The 25,260-nt window shown below is 73.7% G+C and carries 13 protein-coding genes and 1 pseudogene; 9 read left to right on the plus strand and 5 right to left on the minus strand.

Features of this window, described 5'->3' with window-relative positions:
• Window positions 1–25: 25 nt before the first annotated feature.
• Entirely contained in the window at window positions 26–1,426 is a 1,401-nt protein-coding gene (locus E0504_RS38575; protein WP_373693986.1) for an amylo-alpha-1,6-glucosidase, read from the minus strand.
• 1,480 nt (window positions 1,427–2,906) lie between these two features.
• On the opposite strand from E0504_RS38575, the gene E0504_RS38580 reads away from it, so the two are divergent.
• The gene (locus E0504_RS38580) at window positions 2,907–4,181 is read left to right on the plus strand and encodes a sigma-70 family RNA polymerase sigma factor (RefSeq protein ID WP_083390840.1); all 1,275 of its coding nucleotides are present in this window, start codon (window positions 2,907–2,909) and stop codon (window positions 4,179–4,181) included.
• A 197-nt stretch (window positions 4,182–4,378) separates the two neighbouring features.
• On the opposite strand, the gene E0504_RS38585 is transcribed toward E0504_RS38580, so the two are convergent.
• Window positions 4,379–5,977, minus strand: coding sequence for an acetoacetate--CoA ligase (locus E0504_RS38585; protein WP_071061375.1), 1,599 nt, complete (start codon window positions 5,975–5,977; stop codon window positions 4,379–4,381).
• Between the two features lie 272 nt (window positions 5,978–6,249).
• Between E0504_RS38585 and E0504_RS38590 the strand changes: the two genes are divergently transcribed.
• From E0504_RS38590 to E0504_RS38615, 5 genes are all read left to right on the plus strand, one after another.
• The gene (locus tag E0504_RS38590) at window positions 6,250–7,524 is read left to right on the plus strand and encodes an acetoin utilization protein AcuC (protein WP_243657812.1); all 1,275 of its coding nucleotides are present in this window, start codon (window positions 6,250–6,252) and stop codon (window positions 7,522–7,524) included.
• The gene (locus E0504_RS38595; RefSeq protein ID WP_131626847.1) at window positions 7,521–10,274 is read left to right on the plus strand and encodes a bifunctional GNAT family N-acetyltransferase/acetate--CoA ligase family protein; all 2,754 of its coding nucleotides are present in this window, start codon (window positions 7,521–7,523) and stop codon (window positions 10,272–10,274) included. Before E0504_RS38590 ends, E0504_RS38595 begins: the two co-directional genes overlap by 4 nt.
• Window positions 10,271–14,545 carry a SpoIIE family protein phosphatase gene (locus E0504_RS38600; RefSeq protein ID WP_131626848.1) on the plus strand — a complete coding sequence of 1,425 codons (4,275 nt, stop codon included), beginning with the start codon at window positions 10,271–10,273 and terminating at the stop codon, window positions 14,543–14,545. Before E0504_RS38595 ends, E0504_RS38600 begins: the two co-directional genes overlap by 4 nt.
• Window positions 14,546–14,701: 156 nt before the next feature.
• On the plus strand, window positions 14,702–15,541 hold the full coding sequence (locus E0504_RS38605) for an ABC transporter ATP-binding protein (protein ID WP_131626849.1): 840 nt from the start codon (window positions 14,702–14,704) through the stop codon (window positions 15,539–15,541).
• A gap of 2,240 nt (window positions 15,542–17,781) precedes the next feature.
• A complete protein-coding gene (locus E0504_RS38615) occupies window positions 17,782–18,123 on the plus strand; it encodes an Lsr2 family protein (RefSeq protein WP_006542630.1) in 342 nt (113 codons plus the stop codon).
• A 257-nt stretch (window positions 18,124–18,380) separates the two neighbouring features.
• Here E0504_RS38615 and E0504_RS38620 read toward each other — a convergent pair whose 3' ends face one another.
• Complete coding sequence (locus E0504_RS38620; protein ID WP_071061332.1) at window positions 18,381–19,787, minus strand: aminopeptidase P family protein; 1,407 nt, start codon at window positions 19,785–19,787, stop codon at window positions 18,381–18,383.
• 460 nt (window positions 19,788–20,247) lie between these two features.
• Here E0504_RS38620 and E0504_RS54560 point away from each other — a divergent pair, with 460 nt between their 5' ends.
• The 3 genes and pseudogenes from E0504_RS54560 (at window position 20,248) to E0504_RS38630 (ending at window position 23,701) form a co-directional block, all read left to right on the plus strand.
• Window positions 20,248–20,421: a CoA transferase gene (locus E0504_RS54560; RefSeq protein WP_368672072.1), complete on the plus strand. Its 174-nt coding sequence runs from the start codon at window positions 20,248–20,250 to the stop codon at window positions 20,419–20,421.
• Window positions 20,388–21,379 (plus strand): annotated as a pseudogene (locus E0504_RS38625) (CaiB/BaiF CoA transferase family protein). Before E0504_RS54560 ends, E0504_RS38625 begins: the two are co-directional and overlap by 34 nt.
• A 549-nt stretch (window positions 21,380–21,928) precedes the next feature.
• A complete protein-coding gene (locus E0504_RS38630; protein WP_243657813.1) occupies window positions 21,929–23,701 on the plus strand; it encodes an LCP family protein in 1,773 nt (590 codons plus the stop codon).
• A 76-nt stretch (window positions 23,702–23,777) separates the two neighbouring features.
• Here the strand turns inward: E0504_RS38630 and E0504_RS38635 are convergent, their stop codons facing one another.
• Window positions 23,778–24,896, minus strand: a complete 1,119-nt coding sequence (locus tag E0504_RS38635) for a YihY/virulence factor BrkB family protein (RefSeq protein WP_373693983.1) — start codon at window positions 24,894–24,896, stop codon at window positions 23,778–23,780.
• A 155-nt stretch (window positions 24,897–25,051) separates the two neighbouring features.
• Window positions 25,052–25,252 carry a hypothetical protein gene (locus E0504_RS38640; protein ID WP_020458878.1) on the minus strand — a complete coding sequence of 67 codons (201 nt, stop codon included), beginning with the start codon at window positions 25,250–25,252 and terminating at the stop codon, window positions 25,052–25,054.
• Window positions 25,253–25,260: the final 8 nt, after the last annotated feature.

The raw sequence follows: 25,260 nt of genomic DNA on the forward strand, positions 1-25,260 counted from the left end.
GTCAGCGGCCTCCGGGTTCCGTCCGTCAGGCGGGGGTGCGGGTGGTGGGGATGGCCGCCTGGGCCCGGGAGGTCGGGCGGGCGCCGTTGTCGAGCATGTCCACCAGCAGGGCGGCCGTCCAGGAGAAGCGGTTGCTGCCGGCGCCGGAACCGTCGAGCGGTGAGTAGTACTCGTACATCGATCCCGACGACACGATCACGTCGAGGGTGTTGCGGCGGATCGCGGCGGCGGCCTCGGTCCGGCCGTAGCGGTCCAGGCCGTCCGCGATCAGCCAGTTCATGTTGACCCACACCGGGCCCTGCCAGTAGCAGCGAGGCAGGAAGGCGGGGTCGTCGGTCGGCACGCTGGCGATGCCGTACTGGGCCCAGTACCGCGGTGACATGAGCGTGTCCACCATGTCGTCCACCTGGGACTCCGGCACCACGCCCGCGTACAGCGGCAGGAAGCCGGCGATGGTGTGGTGGCGCAGCAGCTCGCCGGTGCGGAAGTTCCGGCTGTAGTAGACACCGTCCGAGCACAGCTCGTTAAGGGCCGAGCGGGTCCGGCGCATCGAACGGGACAGCCAGCGCGGGATGCGCACCCCGGCCTCGGCCGCGATCGTCTCGAGATGCTCGTTGGCCCGGGCCAGGATCGCGTTGAAGGCCACGTCCTGCACGAGCGGGACGAAGGTGGAGCGGATCGTCCGGAAGTCGTACCGGCTGCGGCGCAGCTCGCGGACGATCCGGTAGAGCGTGAACAGGTCCGCCGAGGTCAGCCGCTCGTCCGGTGGCACCTCCTTGGAGTCGCGGCGCAGGGCGTCGAGCGCGTCGTCGCCGTTGATCCGGCGCAGCGCGCGCACCGCCCGGGGAGCGACCGGCTTGGTCATCTCCATCCAGGTGGGGGTGTTGTCCATCCCGGATTCCCAGGAGTGGACCAGCGTCACCAGGCCGGTGTCGTCGGGGTCGCGCTCGCGGTAGAGCCACTCGTGGAAGCGCACCAGGCCCGGTGCGAGCCGCCGGTAGAAGTCGGCCCGGTCCTCCCTGCTCATCGCCTGGCCCACCCGCACGGCCGCCTCGGCGATCATCGGCGGCTGGGTGACGCCGGTCGACTGGACCCCGCCGGCGGTCGTGCAGACCCGGTCGCAGCGCCAGCGCTGCGGACCCGCGTGGTAGTAGTCGGTCGTCTCGGCGAAGATCACGTGCGGGATCATGCCGCCGGGCCACTGGCCGCGCAGCAGCGAGAGCAGCTCGGCGGCGGCACGCGCCGGGTCGAGGTGGCGCAGGCCGATGGCGATGAAGCAGCTGTCCCACAGCCACTGGTGCGGGTAGAGCGTCGGCGACGGCCGGGTGATGTCACCAAGGTCGTTGGCGCGCAGCACCGCCACTGCCGTCTCGCGCACCGCGGCGATGTCCGCCGACAGGGGGATTTCCGCGGCCGGCGGCGAGATCGCCCCGCCCGACGCGGCGCCCGCGCGGGCGTCCACCGCTGTGTCGGGTGCGACGACTGTGCCGGATGCGACGACTGTGTCGGGTGCGACCGGTGCGACGGCCGCGCCGGGTCCGCCGTGCCCGTTGGTGTGGGTACCGGGACCGCCGGCGCCGGCAGTGATGGGGCTCACATCGGTGGTGCCGGCCGGGTCGGCGCTCCCGGTGCGTGCGGCGGGGGCGACCGGCGAGGCGACCGCCGCGTGGTCCGAGGGTGGCCGGTTGGTGCCCGTGCCCACCACTGACGGTGGTACGCCCGGATGGTCCGCTTGTGTCCTCCGCGGCGCCGCGGTGGTCGTGCTGTCGGGCACGGTCGCGGGCGCGGCGCCGGTCGCGGTGCTGGGCGTGGCGGCGGGTGGGTTGGAGCTGGATGTGGCTGGCGCGGGCATCGGGGAGACCGACATCGTGAGAGAGTAGCGGTCACGCGGCGTACTCGCCTGGTGGGGGTGCCCGGTGTGGCCCGGCTAACGGGATGCCGTTGCCGTGGGGTTACCGAGCTGGTGCTCCGCGCGGTTTCCGGGCCGGCGGCGCAGGAAAAAGTCCGGTTCGGAGGGCATGTCCGGGCCGCCGGCGGCTGTCGGGCCCGGCCCGCCACGCACGTCCCGAACTTCTTCGCGTCGTTCCGGGGCGATCCGCGGTTCGCTACGTAGGGTAATTATTGGTCGGCTGGCGAAAAGATCTTCGCTGCCGGTCGGCCGCGTGGCGGGCGGCTCCGGGAGGGCTTGCCGGCCACGGGAGGAAATCCCGTTCGGTGGCGAGCGGGGTGTGCGTCGGGGCTGGCGTGACCGGTGTTACGGGCGCGGTGCTCGGCGTGGGCCGCGCGGTGTGCGCAGATGGTGCGAGGGGTGGTGCGGTCGGTGTGCGTCGCGCGTTCGCCGCGGGGTGTGCCGCCGCCGCGCCGGTCCGTGGGCGAGTCGGGCTCGCCCGTCAACGGGCCATCGCTTCTCGTGGCCCGCGCCACATCGGCGAACCGGACCACATGGGGGTGCGTGAAGGGGCGCCCACCGGGTAGTGCCGTGGTCTGCCGGTAATCCGATTCGTCCCCGCGCCGTCCGGCCGGGTCGAGGAAGGAGTCCGTCGCGTGACCGTGCGAGGCGCCGTACCCTCGCGCGAACACGGTGAAGGTGACGCCGATCTCTGGATTGCGCTCCCTAAGGTGTCACGGCAACCACTCTCCGTTGTGAAAGGTCACCGATAGTCGAGGGTGAACGTCGCGCGTCGTCGAGATAGTTGCTCGTTCCCGCCACAGCACACGATCTGCCAGGTAGTCTTCGCGACAGCGGGTTCAGCGGCCCGATGGCAGGGGTCTACACTTCCCAGTAGGCCCGGCGATCGCTGACGTCCGGCTGTGCCTTCACGGGGAATGGTTGCGTCTGTTCAGTCGTTACCTCTCGTGCAAGCAACTAGACGACCCACCCGCACCGACCATCGGATCTGCCACTGATGACGCTGCCTGCCCTGGAACTAGCCGAGCGCACCGACGAGTCACGCCCGCGCCCGCGGCGTACCCGTCGCTCCGCTTCTCCTGTCCGTAACACTCCAAGCCGCACGCTGGCCGCGGTCCCCGACGAGCTCGACGAGCTCGATGTCTCCGCCGTCGCGGAACTCATCGCGCGTGGCCGCGAGACCGGCGAGCTCAGCCGTTCCGAGCTCCGTGAGGCTCTCGAGGCCGCCGACATCGGCGTCGAGCTGCTGCCCGCGCTGATCTCCCGCCTGGGTGCCGCCGGGATCGACCTCGTCGAAGAAGAGGAAGAGGAGCGCGTCACCCCCGGCGCTCCGGCCGCCGGCCGCACGGTCGCCGACCACGCCGGCACCGCCGACCTCGTCCGCATGTACCTGCGGGAGATCGGCAAGGTCCCGCTGCTCAACGCCGCTCAGGAGGTCGAGCTCTCCAAGCGCGTCGAGGCGGGCCTGTTCGCCGAGCACAAGCTCGACACCGACCAGGACCTGGCCGACGACCTGCGCCGGGATCTCGGCGTGCTGGTCACCGACGGCCAGGCTGCCAAGCAGCAGCTGGTCTCGGCCAACCTGCGCCTGGTGGTGTCGGTCGCCAAGAAGTACAGCGGCCGGGGTATGACGCTGCTGGACCTCGTCCAGGAGGGGAACCTGGGTCTGATCCGCGCGGTCGAGAAGTTCGACTACGCGAAGGGCTACAAGTTCTCCACCTACGCCACCTGGTGGATCCGGCAGGCGATCGGCCGCGCGCTGGCCGACCAGGCCCGCACGATCCGTATCCCGGTGCACGTGGTCGAGCAGATCAACAAGATCACCCGGCTGCAGCGCCAGCTTGTCTCGACCCTCGGCCGCGAGCCGACGGACGAGGAGCTCGCGCTCGAGCTGGACATGCCGATCGAGCAGGTCGTCGAACTGCGCCGCTACGCGCAGGACACGGTCAGCCTGGAGACGTCCGTCGGTGACGACGGCGACTCCGTGCTCGGCGACTTCATCGAGGACTCGGACGCGACGTCGCCCGCCGACGCCGCCTCCTACGGCGCCATGCAGGACGAGATCGACAACGTCCTCGGTGCGCTGAACCCTCGTGAGCGCGAGGTCATGCGGCTGCGTTTCGGGCTCGCCGACGGGAAGCAGCACACCCTCGCCGAGGTCGGCAACCGGCTCGGGCTCACCCGTGAGCGCATCCGCCAGATCGAACGGGACACGCTGCGGGAGCTGCGCAAGCCGGCCGTGGCCGGAAGGCTGCGCGAGTTCCTCGACTGAGGAGCCGGCGTCTGGGACGAGGTCGTCGTGTGGGCGCCGGCATCGCGGGCCGGCACCCATGACCGCCCGGGGTGTGGGCCATACGGTCCCGCTCCGGCAGGGGTGGTCGGAGGCCGGATCTTCGCCTGAGGGCGAGGATCCGGCTTTTCCCTTTGCCTGCCTGTGCCGTCCGCCTGCGCGTCCCTGCGCTGCCCTGCCTATGCGCCGGCGGTGCGTGCGCCGGTGGGCGCGGCGAGGGCGTCCAGCGGACCGTCGACGGCGATCCCGCCGGCCTGCGTCATCCGCGCGCGCTCGCCCTGCCACCACCAGCCCGGGAACCTCGCCAGGTGCTTCTGGAGCAGCCACGAGCCGGTCGGGTCGCCCCACACGAACAGGGGCGCCGACGGCATCGGCGCGGTGACGACCAGCTCCCCGGCACCGCCACCGGGCACCTCCCGGCCGGACGGGTCCACGACGGCCACCGCGCACCCCAGCGCACGGCCCGCCTCGCCGGCCCGCACCGGGTCGGTCGGCAGCCCTGTGACCAGCGCGGTGCAGACCTCCGTGCCGCCGCTCATGGCGACGAAGGCCACCGACGGGCTCACCGTGTCGTAGACCCAGGCACCGGCCTCGGGGGTGAACGGGGCCCCGAACGCACCGACCGTGCGCAACAGCGAGAGATCCGCGACGCGGCCCGGCACCAGCCCCACCCGCCGGCAGGCCTCGACGAGGGCCACGGAGACGCCCAGGCAGGTGACGTCCACCGCCTCGGCGAGCCGCCACAGGATGGACACGTCCGGGTGGCTCGGGCTGCCGTCGTAGAGCACGATCGTCGCGCCGGTGAGCAACCCGGAGACCTGGTAGTTCCACATCATGCCGCTGGTCGTGCCGTACCAGCAGAAGCGGTCGTCCGGGCCGAGATCGAGGTGCAGCACCAGCGACTTCAGGTGTTCCAGCAGGATCCCGCCGTGCCCGTGGACGACCGGCCTGGGCGGGCCGGCGATCTCGTCGGCGAACAGGATCCACAGCGGCGCGTCGAACGGCAGCCGGGTGAAGGCCGGCTCCGCCTCGGCGGCGAGCAGGTCGTCCCAGGTGAGCAGGCCCGGCAGGTCTGCGCTCGCCGCCCGCGGGTAGGCGTCGGCGGACAGGTAGGGCACCAGCACCGTGGCCGCCAGGTTGGGCAGGCGCCGGGCCAGGTCGGCCAGCGGCGGGATCGCGTCGTAGCCCTGGCCGCCGCGGGTGTACCCGTCGACGCCGATGAGCACCCGCGGGGTGATCTGGATGAACCGCTCGGCGAGCGCGGCCGGTTCGAGATCCGGTGAGCACGACGCCCACACCGCCCCGACGCTCGCCGTCGCCAGCATCGCCACCACCGCGTGCACCGTGTTCGGCAGCACCGCTCCGACCCGGTCGCCGGGCCTGACCCCGAGCCGGCGCAGCCCGGCGGCGGCCCGTGCCACCTGCCGGCGCAGCTCGTCCCAGCTCACCACCGCGGTCGCGCCGTCCTCCCGGACAGCGATGATCGCCGGGGCCGGGCCGTGCCGGGTGAGCGCGTTCTCCGCGTAGTTGACCCGGGCCGTCGGGAACCAGCGGGCGTCGGGCACGGCCGCGCCGGTCAGCGCCGGCCCGTCGCCGCGGTCACCCTCGACGGCGCAGAACTCCCAGATCGAGTCCCAGAACCGGCCGGGTTCGGCCTCGGCCCACAGTCGTAGCCGGGTGGAGTCGGCGATGCGCAGCTGGTGTTCGTCCGCCAGCCACTCCCGGTACCTCGTCACCGAGGCCTCGGCAACCCGTCGCGGCGGGGGCTCCCACAGCACGGTGCCCTCGCCGACCCGACGCGGGGGGCCACCCGGTCCGCTCGGGCCCGCACCGCCGTCCCGCCCATCGCGTGGTTCGTCGTGTTTCGGTCCTTCGTCTGCGGCCACGTGATCTGACCCTAATGTGTCCCGGGTTGGACGTCCGTCCACAGTGTCGCCGGCGCGCCGGCCCGGCGTCGGCCCCCGCTCACGCGGCCGGGACGGTTGTTCCGGCCACAGCGGGTGTCGTCAGGACAGTCGTGCGGGGCGTCGCGCGGAGCTACCGTCGTCGTGTGAGCACGTCCGCGAACACCGAGACCTCGCCGGCCGCGCCGGGAGCGGGTGAGCAGGCCCTCCTCGTCTGGGACAGGGCGATGCTCGACTACGACTTCGGCCCGACCCATCCGCTGCACCCGGTGCGGCTCGCGCTGACGATGGATCTCGCCGGCGCCGTCGGCCTGCTCGACGCCCCGGGGATCACCGTCGCCTCTGCGGGGATGGCCGGCGACGACCTGATCGAGCTCGTCCACGACCCCGCCTATCTCAGTGCGGTGCGCGTGGCGTCGTCGGGGTCGCGGGCCGGGTCGCTGCTGGCGGGCCGCTTCGGGCTGGGCACCGCCGACAACCCGGTCTTCGACCGGATGCACGCCGCCGCCGCGCTGGTGACCGGCGGGACGCTCGCCGCCGCCGAGGCGGTGTGGAAGGGCACCCACCAGCACGCGGTGTCGCTGGCCGGGGGCCTGCACCACGCGATGCGCGGCTCGGCCAGCGGGTTCTGCGTCTACAACGATCCGGCCGTCGCGATCGCCTGGCTGCTGTCCGCCGGCGCGAGCCGGGTCGCCTACGTCGACATCGACGTGCACCACGGCGACGGCGTCCAGGCGGCCTTCTACGACGATCCGCGGGTGCTCACGATCTCGCTGCACCAGAGCGGGCGGTCGCTGTTCCCCGGCACCGGTTTCGCCCGGGAGGTCGGCACGGGTGACGCCGAGGGCACGGCGGTGAACGTTGCGCTGCCGCCCGGGACGGGCGACGCCGGCTGGCTGCGCGCGTTCTCCGGGGTGGTCCCGGTGATGCTGCGCGCGTTCCGCCCGCAGGTCCTGGTCACCCAGCACGGGTGCGACACGCACGCGCTCGACCCGCTGGCCGACCTGCGGCTCTCCCTCGACGGCCAGCGCGCCTCCTACGAGGCGCTGCACCAGCTGGCCCACGAGGTGTGCGGCGGGCGCTGGCTGGCCTGCGGCGGCGGCGGCTACGCCCTGGACGCCGTCGTGCCGCGGGCCTGGACGCAGCTCGTCGCGATCGCCGCGCACACCCCGCTGGACGCGGCCCGGGCGCTGCCCGAGGAGTGGGTCGCCGCGGCCCCGGCCCGGGTCCGCGCGGCGACGGGCCACGACTCGGTCTGCGCCGCCGGGATGCCGTCGACCTTCGGCGACGGCGCCCCGGCCGCCTACCACCCGTGGGACGCCGGCGAGGGCGACCCCGACGACCCGCTGGACCGCTCGGTCGCGCAGACCCGCAGCGCGGTGCTCCCGCCGCACGGGCTCGACCCGCTCGTGGACCGGTGAACGCCGGCCCCGATCCTGGCCTGCCGCGCGACTACCCCGCCCACTGGGAGGCCGACGTCATCCTGTCGGACGGCGGGACGGCGCACATCCGTCCGATCCGGCCGTCGGACGGGGCGCTGCTGCGGCCGTTCTGGTCCCGGCTGTCCCAGCGGACGATCTACTTCCGGTACTTCAACGTCCGGCGCGGGCTCAGCGACGAGGACATCGCCCGGACGACCAACGTCGATCAGTGGGTCCGCGGCGCCCTGGTGGCGCTGATCAGTGGCGAGATCGTCGCCCTCGCGCACTGGGAGGGCCGCCCCCGCTCTGCCGCCGACGCGGCCGGTCCACCGAACGCCCCCGGCACCCCCGGCACCCCCGGCACCCCTGACGCTGCCGGAAGCCGCGGGGGCGCCGATGGCCGTCCGGCGCCCGACGCGGAGGTCGCCTTCCTCGTCGAGGACGCCCAGCAGGGCCGCGGGCTCGGCTCGGTGCTGCTGGAGCACCTGGCCGCGGCCGCGGCCGAGCGCGGGGTGCGCCGCTTCGACGCCGACGTCCTCAGCGAGAACCAGCAGATGATCCGGGTGTTCCTCGACGCCGGCTACACCGTGGCGCGCACCTGGGAGTCCGGCGGGGTCCGGCTGTCGTTCGACATCGCGCCGACGGCCCGCTCGGTGGACGTCATGCGCGCCCGGGAGCACCGGGCCGAGGCCGCGTCGATGAACCGACTGCTGCACCCCAGGGCCATCGCGGTCGTCGGCGCCGGCCGGGACCGCTCCTCGCTGGGCAACATCGTCCTGCGCAACCTGCTCGCCGGCGGCTTCGACGGCCCGGTGTACCCGGTCAACCCGGCCGCCGCGGCGGGGGAGGGCGCCGTCGCCTCGGTCCGGGCGTACGCCTCGGTGGAGGACACGCCGCGGCCCGTCGACCTCGCGGTGCTCTGCGTGTCCGCGGAGGTGATCCCGGCGGTCGTCGCCGCCTGCGGCCGGCACGGCGTGCGCGGTCTGGTCGTGGTGACCGACCAGCGGGACGACGCCGCCGACGCGCGGCTCGCCTCCGACGCCCGCGCGAACGGTATGCGGGTGGTCGGCCCGGCCAGCCTCGGCATCCAGAACCCGGCGGTGGGGCTGAACGCCTCGCTGGTCGAGCGGATGCCGCCGGCCGGCCGCATCGGCTGCTACTCGCAGTCCGGGCCGCTCGGCGGGGCGCTGCTGGAGGCCGCCGCGGGCCGTCGGCTGGGGTTCTCGGTCTTCGTCTCCGCGGGCGACCGCGCGGACGTCAGCGGCAATGATCTCCTGCAGTACTGGGAGGCGGACCCGTCCACGGGTGTGGCGCTGATGCACCTGGAGACCTTCGGGAACCCGCGCAAGTTCGCCCGGCTGGCGCGCCGGCTCGGCCGCGACACCCCGATCGTGGTCGTGCTCTCCGAGCGCACCCCGCTGGACGAGGCCCTGCTGCGCCAGGCCGGGGTGATCGGCGTCGACCGGGTCTCGCAGGGCCTGGACGTGGCGCTGCTGCTCGCCAACCAGCCGCTGCCGGGGGGCAACCGGGTCGCCGTGGTCGGCGACTCGCGGGCCCTGGTGCGGTTCACCGCCCGGGCGGCCGACGCGGCCGGGCTCGCGGTGCGGGAGGTGCTGCTGCCGGTCGGCAGCACCGCCGAGGCGTTCCGCGACGCTCTCGTCTCGGCCTCGGCCGAGGTGGACGCCCTGCTCGTGATCGCGGTGCGGCTGCCGTCGTCGCTGCCCGGCCTCGCGGCCGCGGGAGTCGGCGTGGCCGCGGGAATCGGCGCCGCCGCCGCCGCGCCGCTGGTGCGGGTGCCCCTGCTGGCGACCGTGCGGGCCACGGAGGCGTCGCCGGAGCTCGGCGCGATACCGGCCTATCCCTCGCCCGAGGGTGCGGTCGCGGCGCTGCGCCGGGCTGTCGGCTACGCCCACTGGCGGGCCCTGCCCTCCGGGGCGGTGCCGGCCACCCAGGTGCGGGCCGAGGAGGCCCGCCGGCTCGTGGCGGGGACGACCGGCCGCCTCACCGATGGCGCGGCCGGCGAGCTCCTGGCCTGCTACGGCATCGAGGTGGTGCCCCGCCGGGTCGTCGGCAGCGCTGATGAGGCGGTCGAGGCCGCCGCCCTGCTCGGCTGGCCCGTGGTGCTCAAGGCGCTGTCCGACGGGTACCGGCACCGGCCGGACCTCGGGGGGCAGCGCCTGGACCTGCCCGACCCGGCGGCCGTGCACGCCGCGTGGCGCTCGCTGGCCGAGCGGCTCGGGCCGGGCGCGCCGATCGTCGCGCAGCGAATGGTCCCCGGCGGGGTCGCGGTGGTCGCCGGAGCCGAGCAGCATCCCCGGTTCGGCCCGCTGGTGTCGTTCGGGCTGGCCGGCCCGGCCACCGAGCTGCTGGGTGACCGGGTGCACCACATCCTCCCGCTGACCGACGCCGACGCCGCGCGCCTTGTCCGCTCGGTGCGCGCGGCGCCGCTGCTGTTCGGCTACCGCGGCGCCGAGCCGGTGGACGTCGCCGCGCTCGAGGATCTGCTCCTGCGGCTGGCCCGCCTCGTGGATGACATCGGCGGGGTGAAGCACCTCACACTCGAGCCCGTGATCGTCTCGGTGGACCGGGTGAGCGTGCTGTCCGCGGACATCGTCCTAGCACCGCCAACCCCTCGCGCGGACGCCGGTCCGCGCCGGTTCTGGCGCCCCGTCGCGGACCTGCCGGCCAGGCCGGAGCCCCGGGCCGGTTCGGCACAACGTGTCCCCACCGTCCACAATCGTCTGCCATGACCACGCCGTACTCCGCGCAGCCCGCCGGCCGGCCGTCCGCCGGCCCTGACGTGCAGGCCCATGACGCCACTGGCGACGGGCAGTCCGGGACGGGTGGTCCGGACCCGACGGGTCCCGGCGGCCGCGACGGTCTCAACGGTTCCGGCGGTCTCAACGGTCTCGGCGGTCTGAGTGGCCCGGGTGGTCTTGGCGGCCCGGGTGGTCTTGGTGGGCCGGGGGACGTCGGCGGGCCGGGTGCGCTTGGTGGCCTGGGCGGGCTCGGCGCTCCCGGTTCCGAGTGGGCGGGTGGGAACAGCTGGGCCGGCGGGCCGGTCGGCTGGCCTTCCTACGCTGACGTCACCGGCGGGGCGATGCCCGCCGGCCCGCGGGGGACGCCCTCCGAATGGGAGCCCCTCGTGGGGGACGGCGACGCGCCGGCGCTGGCGTCCTCGATCGGCCTGCCGCCGCCCCCGCCCGGCTCGCCGCCGCCGGGCGAGCCGCCGTCCGCCGGGTCCGGGGGAGTGGGACAGCTACCCGCCGCAGGCGTTCCCGCCGGTTCATCGCCGGACATCGTGCCGCTGGCCGGGCTGATCCCGGGGCCGCCGCCGTCGGTGTCACCGCCCGCGGGCGAGAACACGCCGGCGCCGCCGGTGCCCCCGCCGGGGGAGTCCGCTCCGCCGGCACCGCCGCCGACCGTGGCCGCGCCGTCGTCCGAGTTCCCGCCGTCGGGGTCCACACCTGCAGGGCAGGCCGCTGCCGGGCAGGAACCGCCCGGACAGGAGCTGTCCGGGCCCCCGGTGGGCGGGCCTGCGCCGTCTGGGCAGGTTCCGTCCGCGCACGGGCAGGCCGGGCCTGTGGCGTCCGCGTCGCCCGGTGGCGAGCGCGGTTTCCCCGGCGACTTCGGGCCCGGTTTCGCGGTCACACCCGGCTTCCCACCCGGGCAACCGCCGCACGGGCCGGCGTCGTCTGACTTTGGTACGCCCTGGGGGCCGCCGGCCCTCGAACCCGGCCCCGGGGCCGGCCCGGGCGGAGTCGGCGCCACCGGGGCGGGTCACGACGGGCCGGTCCCGGCCGGGCCGTCCCACCCGGGCGGTGGCGGGGCGTCCGAGGGCGCGGATCTCGCCGGGCTGGCGCTGCGGGAGGCCCTGTTCGACCAGGCCCCCGTCGGCCTCGCCCTGTACGACGCCGGCGGCCGCTACATCCGGGTGAACGACGTCCTCGCGCGGCTCAACGGCCGCCCGGCCGCCGAGCACCTGGGCCGCACTATGTCCGAGCTCCTCGGGGAGATCGGCCAGGAGATGGACGGCCTGCTGTCCCGTGTCCTGCGCACGGGCGAGGCGGTGACCGACCTCGAGATCGGAGTCGCCACCGGCGGCGCCGGGCCGAACCAGACCTGGTCGGCGAGCTGGTATCCGGCCACCGACCGGCTCGGTGCCCGCGCCGGCGCGGTCCTCGTCGCCCTCGACGCGACCCGCGCGAAGACCGCCGAGCGGGACCACGCCCGCGCCGTCGGCCGGGAGCGGGCGCTGGGCGAGGCCACCGCGGCGGACGTCTTCCACGCCGGCGAGGACGGCGCGCTCGACACCGACCTGCCCCGCTGGCGCGCTGCCACCGGCCAGAACGGCGCGCAGGCCGCCGGTTTCGGCTGGCTGGACGCGATCCATCCCGATGACCGCGAGCGGGTCGCCCGGGCCTGGCACGGCGCGATCGAGCGCCGCGAGCCGTTCGACGCCGAGTTCGGTGTCCCGGACGTCACCGGGACACATCGGACGATCACCGCCCGGCTGGTGCCCGTGGTGGACGGGCCGCAGGCCGAGTGGATCGGTGTGCTGACCGACGTCACCGAGGCCCGTTCCGCCCGCGACCCGCGACCCGCGCAGGACGGCGTGCCGGACGAGGCAACCTGGCGCCGTGAGCAGTCGTGGAGGCTGACCTCCGCCCTCGGCCGGGCGGTGACCGTCGACGACGTCGTCGCGGCGGTGCTCGACAGCGGCGGGCGGGCCGCGCGCGCCGTGGGCCGCGGCGTGGCGCTGATCGACGAGAGCGACGACCGGCTCCGGTTCCGCTCCCTGGTCGGCACCTCGGCGCAGTACGCCGAGCGCTGGTCGGAGGTCGGGCTCGGCGCCATCCACCCGCTCGCCGAGGTCATCCGCGGCCGGCGGCCGCTGTTCCTGCGCAGCCGCGACGAGCTCGGTGGGCGCTGGCCCGTTGCCGACCTGCTCGGCGCGGTCGAGTCGGGGCCGGAGCACGCCTGGGCGCTGCTGCCGCTCGCGACGACCGACGTGCCCTTCGGCGTCCTCCACCTCGGGTTCCCCTCGCCGCGCGAGTTCGACACCGACGACCAGGCGTTCCTGATGGCGATGGCCGAGCAGTGCGCGCAGGCCCTCGAGCGCGCGACCCTGTTCGAGCGGCTGGCCGCCGACACCGCGCGCAGCCGGCGGGACCGCGACGAGGCCGAGGCCGAGCTGACGGCGGCGCTGGCGGCGGCGGACGTCCAGCAGTCGGCGGCGGGCGCCGCGCGGCGCAGGCTGGAGCAGCTCGCCCGTGCGGGCGAGGCGGTGGCCTCGGCCACCAGCCCGGAGCGTGCTCTGTCGGCGCTGGCCGCGGCGGTTGCCGGGGAGATCGCCGACGTCTGCGTCATCCACCTGCTGCCGCCCGCGGACGAGACCGAGACGTCCGTAGCGCCCGGGCCCGGATTGCCGGGGTCGCGTCCGGCGGTGTTCGCGGCCCGTGACGGACTCACCGCCGCGGCGCCGCCCGGTGCTCCCGCGCTTGTTTTGCCGGGGGCGGGCCCGCTCGCCGCGGTCGCCGTCGGCGCCGCGCCCGTGCTCCTGCCCGCCAGCCCCGACGCCCCGTTCCTGGACGGCGCCCTGACCCCCGAGCTGGCCCGCTGGGTACGGGAGGCCGGGGGGCACAGCGCCGCGGCGGTGCCGATCACGTTCCGGGGCCGCCCGGCCGGCGTGCTGACGGCGATCGCCGCCGGTGAGCGCCCCGCCTTCACCACGGACGACCTGCCCTTCCTGACCGAGGTCGCGGCCCGCACAGCGTCCGCCCTGGAACGCGCCGAGGCCGGTGGCCGCGACGGTGGCGACGCGCTGGCGCTCCAGAAGGCGCTGCTGCCGCGCACCCTGGCCCCGGCGGGCCTCGACCTGGCCACCCGGTACCTGCCCGCGGGCGAGGACGACCAGGTCGGCGGCGACTGGTTCGACGTCATCGACCTCGGCGCCGGGCGGGTGGCGCTGGTCATCGGCGATGTGATGGGACGCGGTGTGCGCGCTGCCGCTCTCATGGGGCAGCTCCGCAGCGCCGTGCGCACCTGCGCCCGACTGGACCTGCCACCGGCCGAGGTCCTCATCCAACTCGACGGGCTCGTCGCCGACCTCGGCGAGGACCTGATCGCCACCTGCATCTACGCCGTCGTGGAGACCGACACCGGACTGCTGACCCTCGCCAGCGCCGGGCACCCGCCGCCCCTGGTGGTCGCCCCGGACGGCCTGGTCTCCCGGCTCTACATGGCGGCCGCGACCCCGCTCGGCCTCGCCTGCGACGCGATGACCGAGTACACCGTCTCGCTCGGGCCCGGCTCGCTGCTGGCCCTGTTCACCGACGGACTCGTGCGCGGGCGCGGGCTGGACATCGACGCCGGGGTCTCGAACCTGGCCGCCGTCCTGGCCCGCCCGGCCGAGGAGTGGGACGGCCGGCTCGGCGACCTGGCCCGGGCCGCCTGCGCGGCGCGGGTCGGCGCGGGCGGCCCGCCGCCCGGCGACGACGTCGCGCTGCTGCTGGCCCGGCTGCCCGTGCCGGACCCGCTGGCCGAGCCGCTGGACGTCTCCGCCGATCCCTCGGTGGGGCTCAGCCAGGTCCGCGCGCAGGTGCGGGTGGCGCTGGAGAACGCCCTGACAGAGCCGCCGGTGATCGACACCGTGGTGCTCGTGCTCTCCGAGCTCGTCGGCAACGCGCTGGTGCACGGGCGGACCCCGCTGTCGGTCCGGGTACGGCGGATGGCGGCGTCGAGCCCGGCGGGTGCCGGTGCGGCGGGCGGCGGCTCGGTGGGTGGCGGTTCGGCAGGTAGCGGTTCGGCAGGTAGCGGTTCGGCAGGTAATGGTGCCCGGCGCATCCTGGTCGAGGTGGGCGACGCGGGCGGCCGGATGCCCCGTCGCCGCCGGGCCGGTCCCGACGACGAGACCGGCCGCGGGCTCGATCTGGTCGGCCGGCTCGCGCTGCGCTGGGGCGTGCGGCCCGTCGGCGACGGCAAGCTGGTGTGGGCGGAGATCGACCCGAGCCGGGTCTGACGTCCAGCCCGGCTGGACGACCTGAGAGGGATCGTCGCCCAACGGGCGGCGGAGCTGTGCCCGGCGGGTGTGCTCCGGTGGGGGCACGGTGGTGTGTTCGCGCCGGCAGGTCCACCCGCCTCCGGCCGGGGCCGCGCCTCGCGTAACGTGAGCGCCATGCCGGACGCGGTGCTGCGCCTCGACAAGGTCACGGTCAGGCGCGACGGGGTTGACCTGTTGCGGGACGTGAGCTGGGTGGTGAACCAGGGCGAGCGCTGGGTGGTGCTCGGGCCGAACGGCGCGGGCAAGACCACCCTGCTGCAGATCGCCTCCTCCCGCCTGTTCCCCACCGCCGGCACGGCCGATCTTCTCGGCGCGCGCCTGGGCCGGGTGAACCTGCATGACCTGCGTTACCGCGTCGGCGTCGTCAGTCCGGTGCTCACCGACGCGCCGCCGCCCGACGAGCGGGTCCTCGACGCCGTCGTCACCGCCGGCTGGTCCGTGCTGGGCCGCGCCGACGAGGCGTATGACGACGTCGACCTGCGCCGTGCCGCGGACCTGCTCGGCCAGTTCGGCTGCCGGGGCCTGGTCGAGCGCACCTTCGGCACGCTGTCGGAGGGGGAGCGCAAGCGGGTCCAGATCGCCCGGGCGCTGATGACCGACCCCGAGCTCCTGCTGCTGGACGAGCCGGCCGGCGGGTTGGACCTCGGCGCGCGGGAGGCCCTGCTGCGGCTGCTGACCCGGTTCGCAGCCGATCCGGTCGCCCCGGTCACCGTGTTGGTCAGCCATCACGTCGAGGAGATCCCGGTCGGCGTGACGCACGCGCTTCTGCTGCGCCGTGGCCAGGTACTCGCCGCCGGGCCGGTGGCGGAGGTCATGCTCTCCGAACGGCTCTCGGCCTGTTTCGGGATTCCGCTGGAGATAACGTCCTCGGCGGGCCGGTACGCGGCCCGCCTGGCGGCTCCGGCCCCCCGGCCGCGCCCGCCGGCTCCGGCGCCGGCGCCGGCGCCGGCCTGAGCGCTCCACGATGACCGACCCGGCGCTGACCCCGAGCGCTTCAGAGCTGATCTGAACGGTCCGCAGGACCGACCGGAACGGTCCGCGAGACGGGCCTGAGCGCGTTTCGGCGCCGGCGCCGTGCCGGCGCGGGCGGGCAGGCGGGCGGGCGCGGAGAAAGAACGGCCGCGAGATGCCTGGGCCGGTAGGCGCCATCGGCAGCGCCGCGGTCATCCGCAAAGGCGGTGTCTGGCCCGGCGCACCACGACACAGGTCGACCCTGTGCGACACGGGCGCTCACGCCAGGCCAACCACCACTCCCTCCCCGACCTCGACTCCGCCGTGCCGAAGCGTGGCCGTTGAGTGAGTCCATGGACTCACTCAACGGCCACGCTTCTCCAGAGGAGCAGTTAGGCACCAGTCAAATCAGATAGAAGCTGCGCATACCGGACGTCGCGGACGGCTTGGCTGGCAGGGGCTGGAGGCACGGACGGGGCGGGTGGCCGGCGCCCAACGGCGTCGGGCGGGTCGGGGCAGCTCGGCGCCCGACGGGCCGACCAGCACCTGCCGCGGCCCGCATATAACCCGCGCGCTTTACCTGGAACGTGCCGGAGGTGTCAGGACCGCCACCGGATGCCGTGCCGGCGCGCGCCACCGCCGGAGGGCTCGGTGATCGGTGGCGGATCTGCCGGGATCCGCCACCGGCGGGATCTCGGCTGCCCGAGACTCAGCCGCGCCCGCGCCGTCCAGGGTCCCCGGCGCGGCCGTGTCTGCGGGCCAGTAGCGGCCCTCAGAGCGTCCCTGTGGCCTTTGCGGCGGCTTTCCGAGGTTGTCCGCCGGCACCCCCCGATCGGGGTTGCTTCCGTCCCGGCTGAGTCCACTTCGCGCGGGCGGCCCGGCAGGTTCCGCCGACGACCGGCCGGCCCCGCCCGCCGGGGCCCGGCGGCCCGTTGGGCCCATCTCCCGAGGGCCGCGTCGTTCGGAGACGTATCTCCGAGGGGTTCCCCTGTTCGGCGGCGTATCTCCAGCAGGACTCCACCGCCCGGGAGCCGTGTCTGGCGGGAGTTCCGCGTCTGGCGGGAGCTCTGTGTCTGTCGGGAGCTCTGTGTCTGTCGGGAGTTGTGCCGCCCGGCGCCGGGCGGACACCATCCGTCCGGAGTGCCGCGCTCGGCGGGGCGGAGTTCCCTCTCAGATAGGTGTGATTCCTGACATAGTTATTTTTCGCGATTCGGTGCGGTGACCTCGTCGAGGCGATCCCGAAGCCACCGGGAGCCGGCAACCCGCGCGCCCAAGGCGCGAACACGATCCCCCAGTGCCCGATCCGATGTGACGACCAGAGTCGGTCCCGCCGTGGTGCGTACGGCATCCACGATGGCGTCGTCCCCGCCCGCGGGAGCGTGGATCACCAGGAGTCGTGGGGGTTCGCCGGCCATTCCGGGTAACGGGCCCTTCAGTTCCGGCGGCACAAGCGGAGGCTGGCCTTCCGACTGTCCGGTGGATATATCGCCCGTACCGACCGTGGGGGGTACGAACTTCGGTGTGCTCGGGCCGGCCGGTACACCCGCTCGGGCGGCACCCTCCAGAACAAGAAGGACGCGTGACGGCCCATCGGCCCGATCGCGGTGGCCAACGGTCCGGGCGAGCAAGACGAGAATGTCCCTGTGTAGTCGGTCGGCCGCAGCCGAGCGGTCCCGCCACCACCCGTCCGGTCGTGCGCCAATCACGTTCGCCGCGTCCACCACCCAGGTGAGCCGGTAGTCCGCTCCGGTCGGGTGCATAGCGTCAGGGGCGGAATCCGGCGTACTCACCGGGCGCCGGGGTCGGCTTTGCCAAACACGGCGGTGGGTTCCCGGCGCCGGAGCGCGGCCAAAGTCGCCGCAGGCACGGCTCCTCGTTTGGCTGCCAATCGAACGATCCGCCAGGCGTACGAAGGTGGCCGCTCGTCCGCGTACCGGCGTCTGCGCCCCGAGGTGGGCCGCCGTCGGGTTGGCGGGCGGCGCGGTGGAGTCGTTCGTGGGTCGACGTTTCGAACCGGAAGGTGTGATTCGAAGAACATGATCATCCCTCTATCATGTCGATGTCGATCCGCTCCTTTGGGTGCGGTCGACACCCCACCACGAGCCCACCAAGACGGAGGGGACTTGCGCCATCGTCGCGGTTGCCTCGCGCGTCCGACGAACCAGGCGTGACAGTTCACCGTCTTCTCGTGGTAATACTAGACCCGTAAGTTTCTGCGGTCCGCTGACCTGAAGGAGAGTGGCATGGCTCAGAAGACCATCGTCTCGTTGATTGACGATCTCAGCGGAGAAGAGGCCGACGAGACGGTCCGGTTCGGACTGGACGGCGCACAGTATGAGATCGACCTGTCGGAGAAGAACGCCACCAAGTTGCGGGAGTCGTTGGCGCCGTTCGTCACCGCTGCCCGCCGTTCCGGTGGCCGGGCGGCCAGTGGCCGTCGCGGGGCGCGGGCCGCTTCGCGGCGTACCGGTGGAACCGACCGCACCGCCGACATTCGCGAGTGGGCGCGCAGCAACGGCTACACGGTGAGTGACCGGGGCCGTATCGCGTCGAACATCGTAGAGGCGTACGACAAGGCTCACTGAGCCGGGTCGCGACTGCTTTCCGGGTCGACGCGCCGAGCGGTTGACCCTGGTACTACCCGAGTACCACCGTGATAGCCGGTGGGTCTCCTCGGGCCGGCGGCCGAAGAAGACGTGATCATCTTATCGCGTCCCGGTTCCTGCCCATCGATCGACCGATGGGCAGGAACCGGACCACGGATCGCCGATTGCCGGCCGACGACCGTACTACGCTCGGGGGCGGTCAAATGGGCGGCCGGCCGGCTGGATCCTGTGTGGTTTCAGTGCCTGGCGGCCTCGCCGGCCATCCACTTTTCGACATCGTCGGCCGAGCGTGCGAGCGCGGCTGACATGTTCCGACTTCCATCCGGCGTGACCAGGATGTCGTCCTCTATCCGGACGCCGATCCCGCGCAGCTCCGGTGGAACAGTGAGGTCGTCCGGCTGGAAGTACAGCCCTGGTTCGACCGTCAGCACCATCCCGGCCTCCAGCGCGGCGTCGCGGTAGGTCTCGTCGCGCGCCTGCGCGCAGTCGTGCACGTCCAGCCCGAGCATGTGCGACGTGGAGTGCAGTGTGTAGCGCCGGTGCAGGCCGGCCCCGGGTGCTTTCGGATCCTCGTTGAGTGACTCTTCGACCGTGGCCGGCAGCAATCCCCAGTCGTGCAGCGCCTGCGCGATCACCCGCATCGCGGCCCGGTGCGGATCCAGGAAGGCGGCGCCGGGACGGACCGCGTCTATCCCGGCCTGCTGGGCCCGGTAGACGACCTCGTGAACCTGGCGCTGCAGCGGGCTGAAGCGCCCGCTCACCGGCAGCGTCCGCGTCACATCGGCGGTGTACAGCGAGCGGCCCTCGACCCCCATGTCGAGAAGTGCCAGGTCACCGGGCCGCACTGGGCCGTCGTCGCGGACCCAGTGCAGGGTCGTGGCGTGCGGGCCGCAGGCCACGATGGAGCCGTATCCGACGTCGTTGCCGTCGACGCGGGCCCGTCGCCAGAAGGTTCCCTCCAGCCAGCGCTCCCCGTTGGGGAGCGTCGCCGCGCGGCCGAGTTCGCCCACGCACTCGGTGAAACCGAGCACGGTGGCCGCGACCGCCTCGTCCAGCCGGGCGATCTCGAAGTCGTCCTTGACCAGCCGGAGCTCGGACAGCACCTCGGCCAGCGCGGCGTCCCGGTCGGCGGACGAGCCGGTCGGCGACCACCGGCTCACCGCGCGGTCCACCCGGGCGTCCAGCCCGCGCACGACGCGGGTCCTGGCGGGCGCGAGACGGGCCAGCGCTTCGGGAAGCTCCGGCAGCGGCCGGCATTCGATGTCGAGAGCCGCTGTGGTCTCCCGTACACCGGGCCGGGGGCCCACCCACAGTTCGCCGTAACGGCGGTCCGTGTAGAACGCGGAACTTGATCGGTCGGATCGGTCAGCGAGATAGAGCACGGCGTCATGGTCGCCGGCAGCGGTGGGATGCAGGATCAGGACGGCGTCCGGTTCGTGACATCCGGTGAGCCAGAAGAAGTCACTGCCGGGGCGGAACGGGTAATCGGTGTCGTTCGCCCGGACGTGTAGCCCGCCGCTTGGTATGACAAGCGCTTCGGTGGGGAATCGGGTGGCCAGAAGCGAGCGCCGTTTCGTGGTGTAAGGGGCGCAGTCGTCACGCACCGCGACGGTGTCATCCACCGGCGCCCAGCCGCTCGCCATGAAACGCCTGAAGGCCGCGTGGGGTTCCTCGTCGTGCTTAGCCTGTCCGGTCCTGCCCGGTTCGTCCGCGGCTTGTTCCTCCGTCGTCGGACTGTCTGCGACGGTGGGGGGAGTCCCCGGTGCGATGGTTACCCCCGCCGGCTCCTGTGCCCGGGTTGTCCCGATGGTCGGTTCCGGAGATTCCGGATCCGGCTGGATCGATTTCCCCGGTGGTACGGCGGGGGGCACCGGGAGCCCCGGTGTGCCGGTGTCCGGCGAAGATGCGACGCGTTCCACTTCCGCGCCGCCCGAAGCGGGAGTGGTCCGGTGTGCGACGTCGTCGGCCGTACCGCCGGGGGATCGCCCCGCGACCGGGCGTGAAGCTGGTGTTTGGTGGGACTGGGCACTCATGCCGCTAACGGTAGGCCGCTTCCGCCGTGCTCGGGTAGCGCCCTTCGCCGTGGCGACCACGGCCGGCCCGATGGCGGGACTTCTCATCGTCGATCTCACCCGGGTTTTGGCGGGTCCGTTCGCGACGATGATGTGCGCCGATCTCGGTGCCCGGGTCATCAAGGTCGAACGGCCGGGCGGCGGGACGACTCCCGTACCTACGGTCCGTTCATGGACGGCCGGTCGCTGTACTTCGCGCGGGTGAACCGTGGCAAGCAATCCGTCGTCCTGGATCTCAAGGACACGACGGACCGTGACCTTCTGTTGCGGATCGTCGACCGGGCTGATGTTCTGGTCGAGAACTTCCGCCCCGGGTGATGGACCGGCTGGGTCTCGGCGTCGATGTGCTCACCGCACGCAATCCCCGCCTCATATACGTCAGCATCTCCGGCTTCGGGCAAACGGGCCCGTGGCGGGAGCGGCCGGCATACGACTCCGTCGTGCAGGCGGCCTCGGGCATGGTGTCGATCATCGGACGCCCGGGCGAGGAGCCCGTCAAACCGGGTGTTCCGATCGCGGACCCGGCCGCCGGTCTCTATGCTTTCGGCGCCATCGGGGCCGCGCTGCAGGGCCGGAGCACCACCGGCCGCGGAACTCATCTCGAGATTGCCATGTTCGACGCGACGGTCACCCTGCTGGAGGGCGCCGCGCTGTCATATCTCGCGACCGGCGTCACTCCGCCACGGATCGGAAACGCCCACTACTCCATCGCCCCCTTTGACACGTTCGCGTGCGCGGGCGGCAGCATCATGATCTGCGCGGCCAACGACAACCTCTTCGGCCGGCTGTGCGCGGTGGTCGAGCGGCCCGACCTCGCCGCCAACCCGAGGTTCCGCACCAACGGCGACCGGCTCCGGGAACGCGAAGCGTTCAAGACGGAGATCGAGGCGACCCTGCGCCGGCAGGAGCCGGACCACTGGTTGAAGGCACTGCAGGCCGCGGGCGTTCCCTGTGGTCCGATCAATGATGTTCCGGCCGCGGTCGACTCCGCGCGGACGAGCGCCCGCCGGATGGTGATCGAGGCCGGCGGCCTCCCGCCGCCCGGTAATCCCATCAAGGCCGCCGGATATCCGGACCCGCTCGAACGTCCCGCCGCCCGCGCCCGCGCTCGACGCGGACGGCGCGCCGTGCGGGCGGAGTTCACGGGCCCCGCCACCGGCTGACCCGTCCCGCGGCCCGACCGGCCGTCCCGACTGCCGGGCGCGGCGTGGCCTTGCCGGCGCGGCCTGGCCGGCCCGGCTGATCGGCCTGGCCGGCGGGTCGGCCTGCCGTCGCTACCGCCTCCCGCCGGAGCGTGCGAGGCTGGGACAGAACGGGCAGCCCGGTTCCCGATATCGCAGATGGCCCGAAACAAGCGGTGACAGCACCGACCGGACTGCCGGACTACAGGCAACACCGTCGGATGTCGGCAGAGATACCGGTACAACGGAGCAAGCCGGCGGAACACCGGTAGAACAGTGATGGGCCGACGTGGAGGTCCGCGGGTCGCCCAGGCGGCGGCCCCGGGGGCTGGCCGCGGCGGTCCGATGGGTACCGAGTGGTACAGCACCGGCCAACCCGGTGTGAGCGTCGGACGAGATCCCGACCACCGCCCCGCCGTCGCCTCGATGCGGCCGGCGGCGCGGCGGGCAGGCGGTCTGCGGCGTGAACCTGTCGGGACCGCCGGGAACGATGATCCTCGTGCCCGGCGGGTGAGCGAGGGGAACGTGGCCATGACCTGGCCTCCGAACAGTGGCGATCCGGACGGCCGGGACCCGCGCGACCGCCGCCGTCCACCGCCCGGCGCCGGATCCGGCCGCCCCGGGTACCCAGGTCAGGGCCAGGGCCGTCCACCGGTTCCCGGCCGCCCGCCGCAGGAGCGCCCGGCGCGGGACAGGCGCGACCGCCCGGTGCAGGGACGTCCGGTGCAGGGACGTCCGGCACGGGACCGACCGGCACGGGACCGACCGGCCGCCGGCGAGGAGAACTGGCCGGCGGGAGCCTGGCCGCGCCACGAGCCCCGCTCGGCTCCCGCGCCGATCCCGCCCACCCGCCGGCTGCCTCCGCCGGGCGCCACCGACGGCGGGCGGACCTGGCCCGCCCCGAACGACGGGCCCGGCGGATACCGTGCGCCGGTCGGCCCGGGGCCCGGGTACGGCGGCCCGCGCGGGCCGTACGACACCCCGGGCGAGGACCTGCCCGCGGAGGAGCCACGCCGCCCGGTGAGCGGTGTGCGCCGGACGGTGACCCTGGTGGCCGCCATCGTCTCGGTGGCCGTCCTGGTCGTCGCCACGAGCGGCTGGGCCGTGCTGCGCCACTACGACGGCAAGGTGAACCACATCGAGCTCACGTTCTCCGACTCGGCCGCGCGGCCCTCCGCCGCCGGCGGAGGCACCCAGAACATCCTGCTGGTGGGCTCGGACACCCGCGCGGGCACCGGGGGCGAGTTCGGCCAGACCGAGGGGCAGCGCTCGGACACCACGATCCTCGCCCACCTCGACGCCGACGGCTCGACGACCCTGGTGTCCTTCCCCCGCGACCTGTGGGTGCAGATCCCGGGCTACACCGGCTCCGACGGCACCCAGCACGACGCGCAGAAGTCCAAGCTCAACGCGGCGTTCGCCTACGGCGGGCCGTCCCTGCTGGTCCGGACCATCGAGACGCTCACCAACATCCGGATCGACCACTACCTCGAGATCGACTTCCTGGGCTTCCAGGCGATGACGGACGCGCTCGGTGGCGTCACCGTCTGCGTGAAGGAGCTGACGCCCGAGCTCAAGGCACAGGGCTTCGACAACCTCAACGACCGGTATTCCGGCTGGCACGGCCAGGTCGGCAACAACACGCTCACCGGTGAGCAGGCGCTGGCCTTCGTCCGGCAGCGTTACGGCCTGCCCGGCAGCGACCTCGACCGCATCCACCGCCAGCAGCAGTTCCTCGGCGCGGTGTTCCGCGAGGTCGCCTCCACCGGAACCCTGCTCAACCCGCGCAAGCTGCTCGACGTCGTGGACGCGGCCACCTCCGCGCTGACCCTGGACGACCACACCTCGCTCACCGATCTGCGCCTGCTCGCCGTCCGGATGCAGGGCATCAGCACCGGTGGGGTCACCTTCGCGACCGTCCCGGCCACGCCGTCACAGGCCGGCGGGCAGTCCGTGCTCGTGGCGAAGACCGACGAGCTGACGACGCTGCTCGCCGGGATCGGCGGCTCCCCGCCGCAGGCCGCCGGGCCCCCCGCGCTCGACCCCGCCGGCTCGCCGTCCGGCTCGCCGTCCGGCTCGCCGTCCGGCTCGACGGCGGCCTCGATGGCCTCGGCGGCCTCCGTGGGCGCTACGGCCGCGTCCGGTGCCGTGCCGGCGTCCGGTGCAGTGCCGGCGTCCGGTACCGGCCACGGTTCGGTGGTCACCGCGGACCTGCGCGCCACCGGCGGGCGGCCCGCGGGCGGCGCGGTGACCCTGGCCCAGGCCACCCCCGAGCCGTCCGGCGGGGTGGGCTGCACCTACTGACGCGGGGAGCCGAACCCTGTCGCGGACGACCCGGGCCCTGCTGTGGGGGACCGGGTCGTGCCGCGGGGGCTGAGTCCTAACGTGGGGGAGTCGAACCCGGCCGGTCTGGCCGGGCCTTGGCGTGCCGCGGGACGCGGCGCTGGCGCGGGGGGCGCTCGTCGATCGCCGCGTTCAGCTCGGCGCCGAGCAGCACGGCCAGCGCCGTGATGTAGAAGAACAGCAGCGCGGCGACGGGCGCGCCGAGCGAGCCGTACACCAGCTCGTTGCTGAAGACCAGCTCCAGGTACATCCGCAGCAGGTAGCTGCCCACCAGCCACAGGAAGAGCGCGAGCGCCGCTCCGGGTAGTGCCCGGCGCCAGGACCGCCGCACGGGCAGCGCCAGGTGGTAGAGCGTCGTCAGCATCGCCAGCGACACCACCCCGACCACCGGCCAGAAAAGAATCTTCAGTAGGTCGTCGACCACCGGGTGACGGCCGGAGTTGAGCATGTCCGACAGCAGGCCGGGCCCGAGGACGAGCGCGGGCAGCAGCAGGACGCCCGTCGCCACCTGGGCCAGGAACAGCCCGAGCGCGAGCAGGCGGCTGCGGACCGCCGAGCGGAGCTCCCGCTGGCCGTAGGCGATCGTGATGGTGTTCACGAACGTCGCCATCGCCGTGGATCCCGTCCACAGCGACAGCACGAAACCGATGGAGATGACGTCCGGGCGGCCGCGGGAGAGGATCTCGTCGATCGTCGGCCGGACGGTGTCGTCGACCACCGACGCCGTCAGCAGGTTGTCGGCGCCGTCCAGGATGCTCAGGCGGACGTTGTCGAGGGCGTCGCCGCCGAGGAGGTCCCCGATGTAGCCGATCGTGCCCAGCAGCGCCAGGAGCAGCGGGGGCATCGACAGCAGCTGCCAGAAGCCGGCTTCGGCGGCGAGACCGAGAACACGGTGCCGCCAGGCGTTCGCGACGGTCGTCCGCGCCAGGCGCAGGGCCCCCCAGGGGACCCATGACCTTGGTTGCAGCAGCCGGCGGGCAAGATCACGCACCGCCGCGCCGCGGTCGGGCCCACCGGCACCCATGCATGCCCGTAACCAGCGCAGCGCCAACAGCGCCCGCCGGGCCGGGTCCCGCATGCCGGGGCGGGCCGTCGGACCAGGTCCACCCGCTGGGGGGGCCATGGCCGGCACCGCATCGTTCCCAGTGGTGGACACGCGCCCCACCGTATGACTATCGGCCCGCGGTTCCGGTGAGGGTGTCCTTGCGCCGGATGATGGTCGTCGTACCGGCCCGGTGGCCACGACACCGGGCCGGTGACGAGTCGAGGGCATGCCATGTGATCATGGCATGCCCTCGGGAGTCAGTCGTGTCAGGAGACGCTCAGCTTGTCGGTCTCGTCGTGGTACTCGACTGCGACCGAGCGGAGCTTGGAGTCGTGAGACTTCGCGTGATGGCGGCAGAAGAGCAGATCTCCGCCCCCAGGCAGAACGACCCGGACGTAGGCCTGGGCGCCACACCTGTCGCAACGGTCGAGGTTGGTCAGCGTCGGCATCGTGGTAGTCCCTGTCACACCTTCTC

Source organism: Parafrankia sp. BMG5.11 (assembly GCF_004337455.1).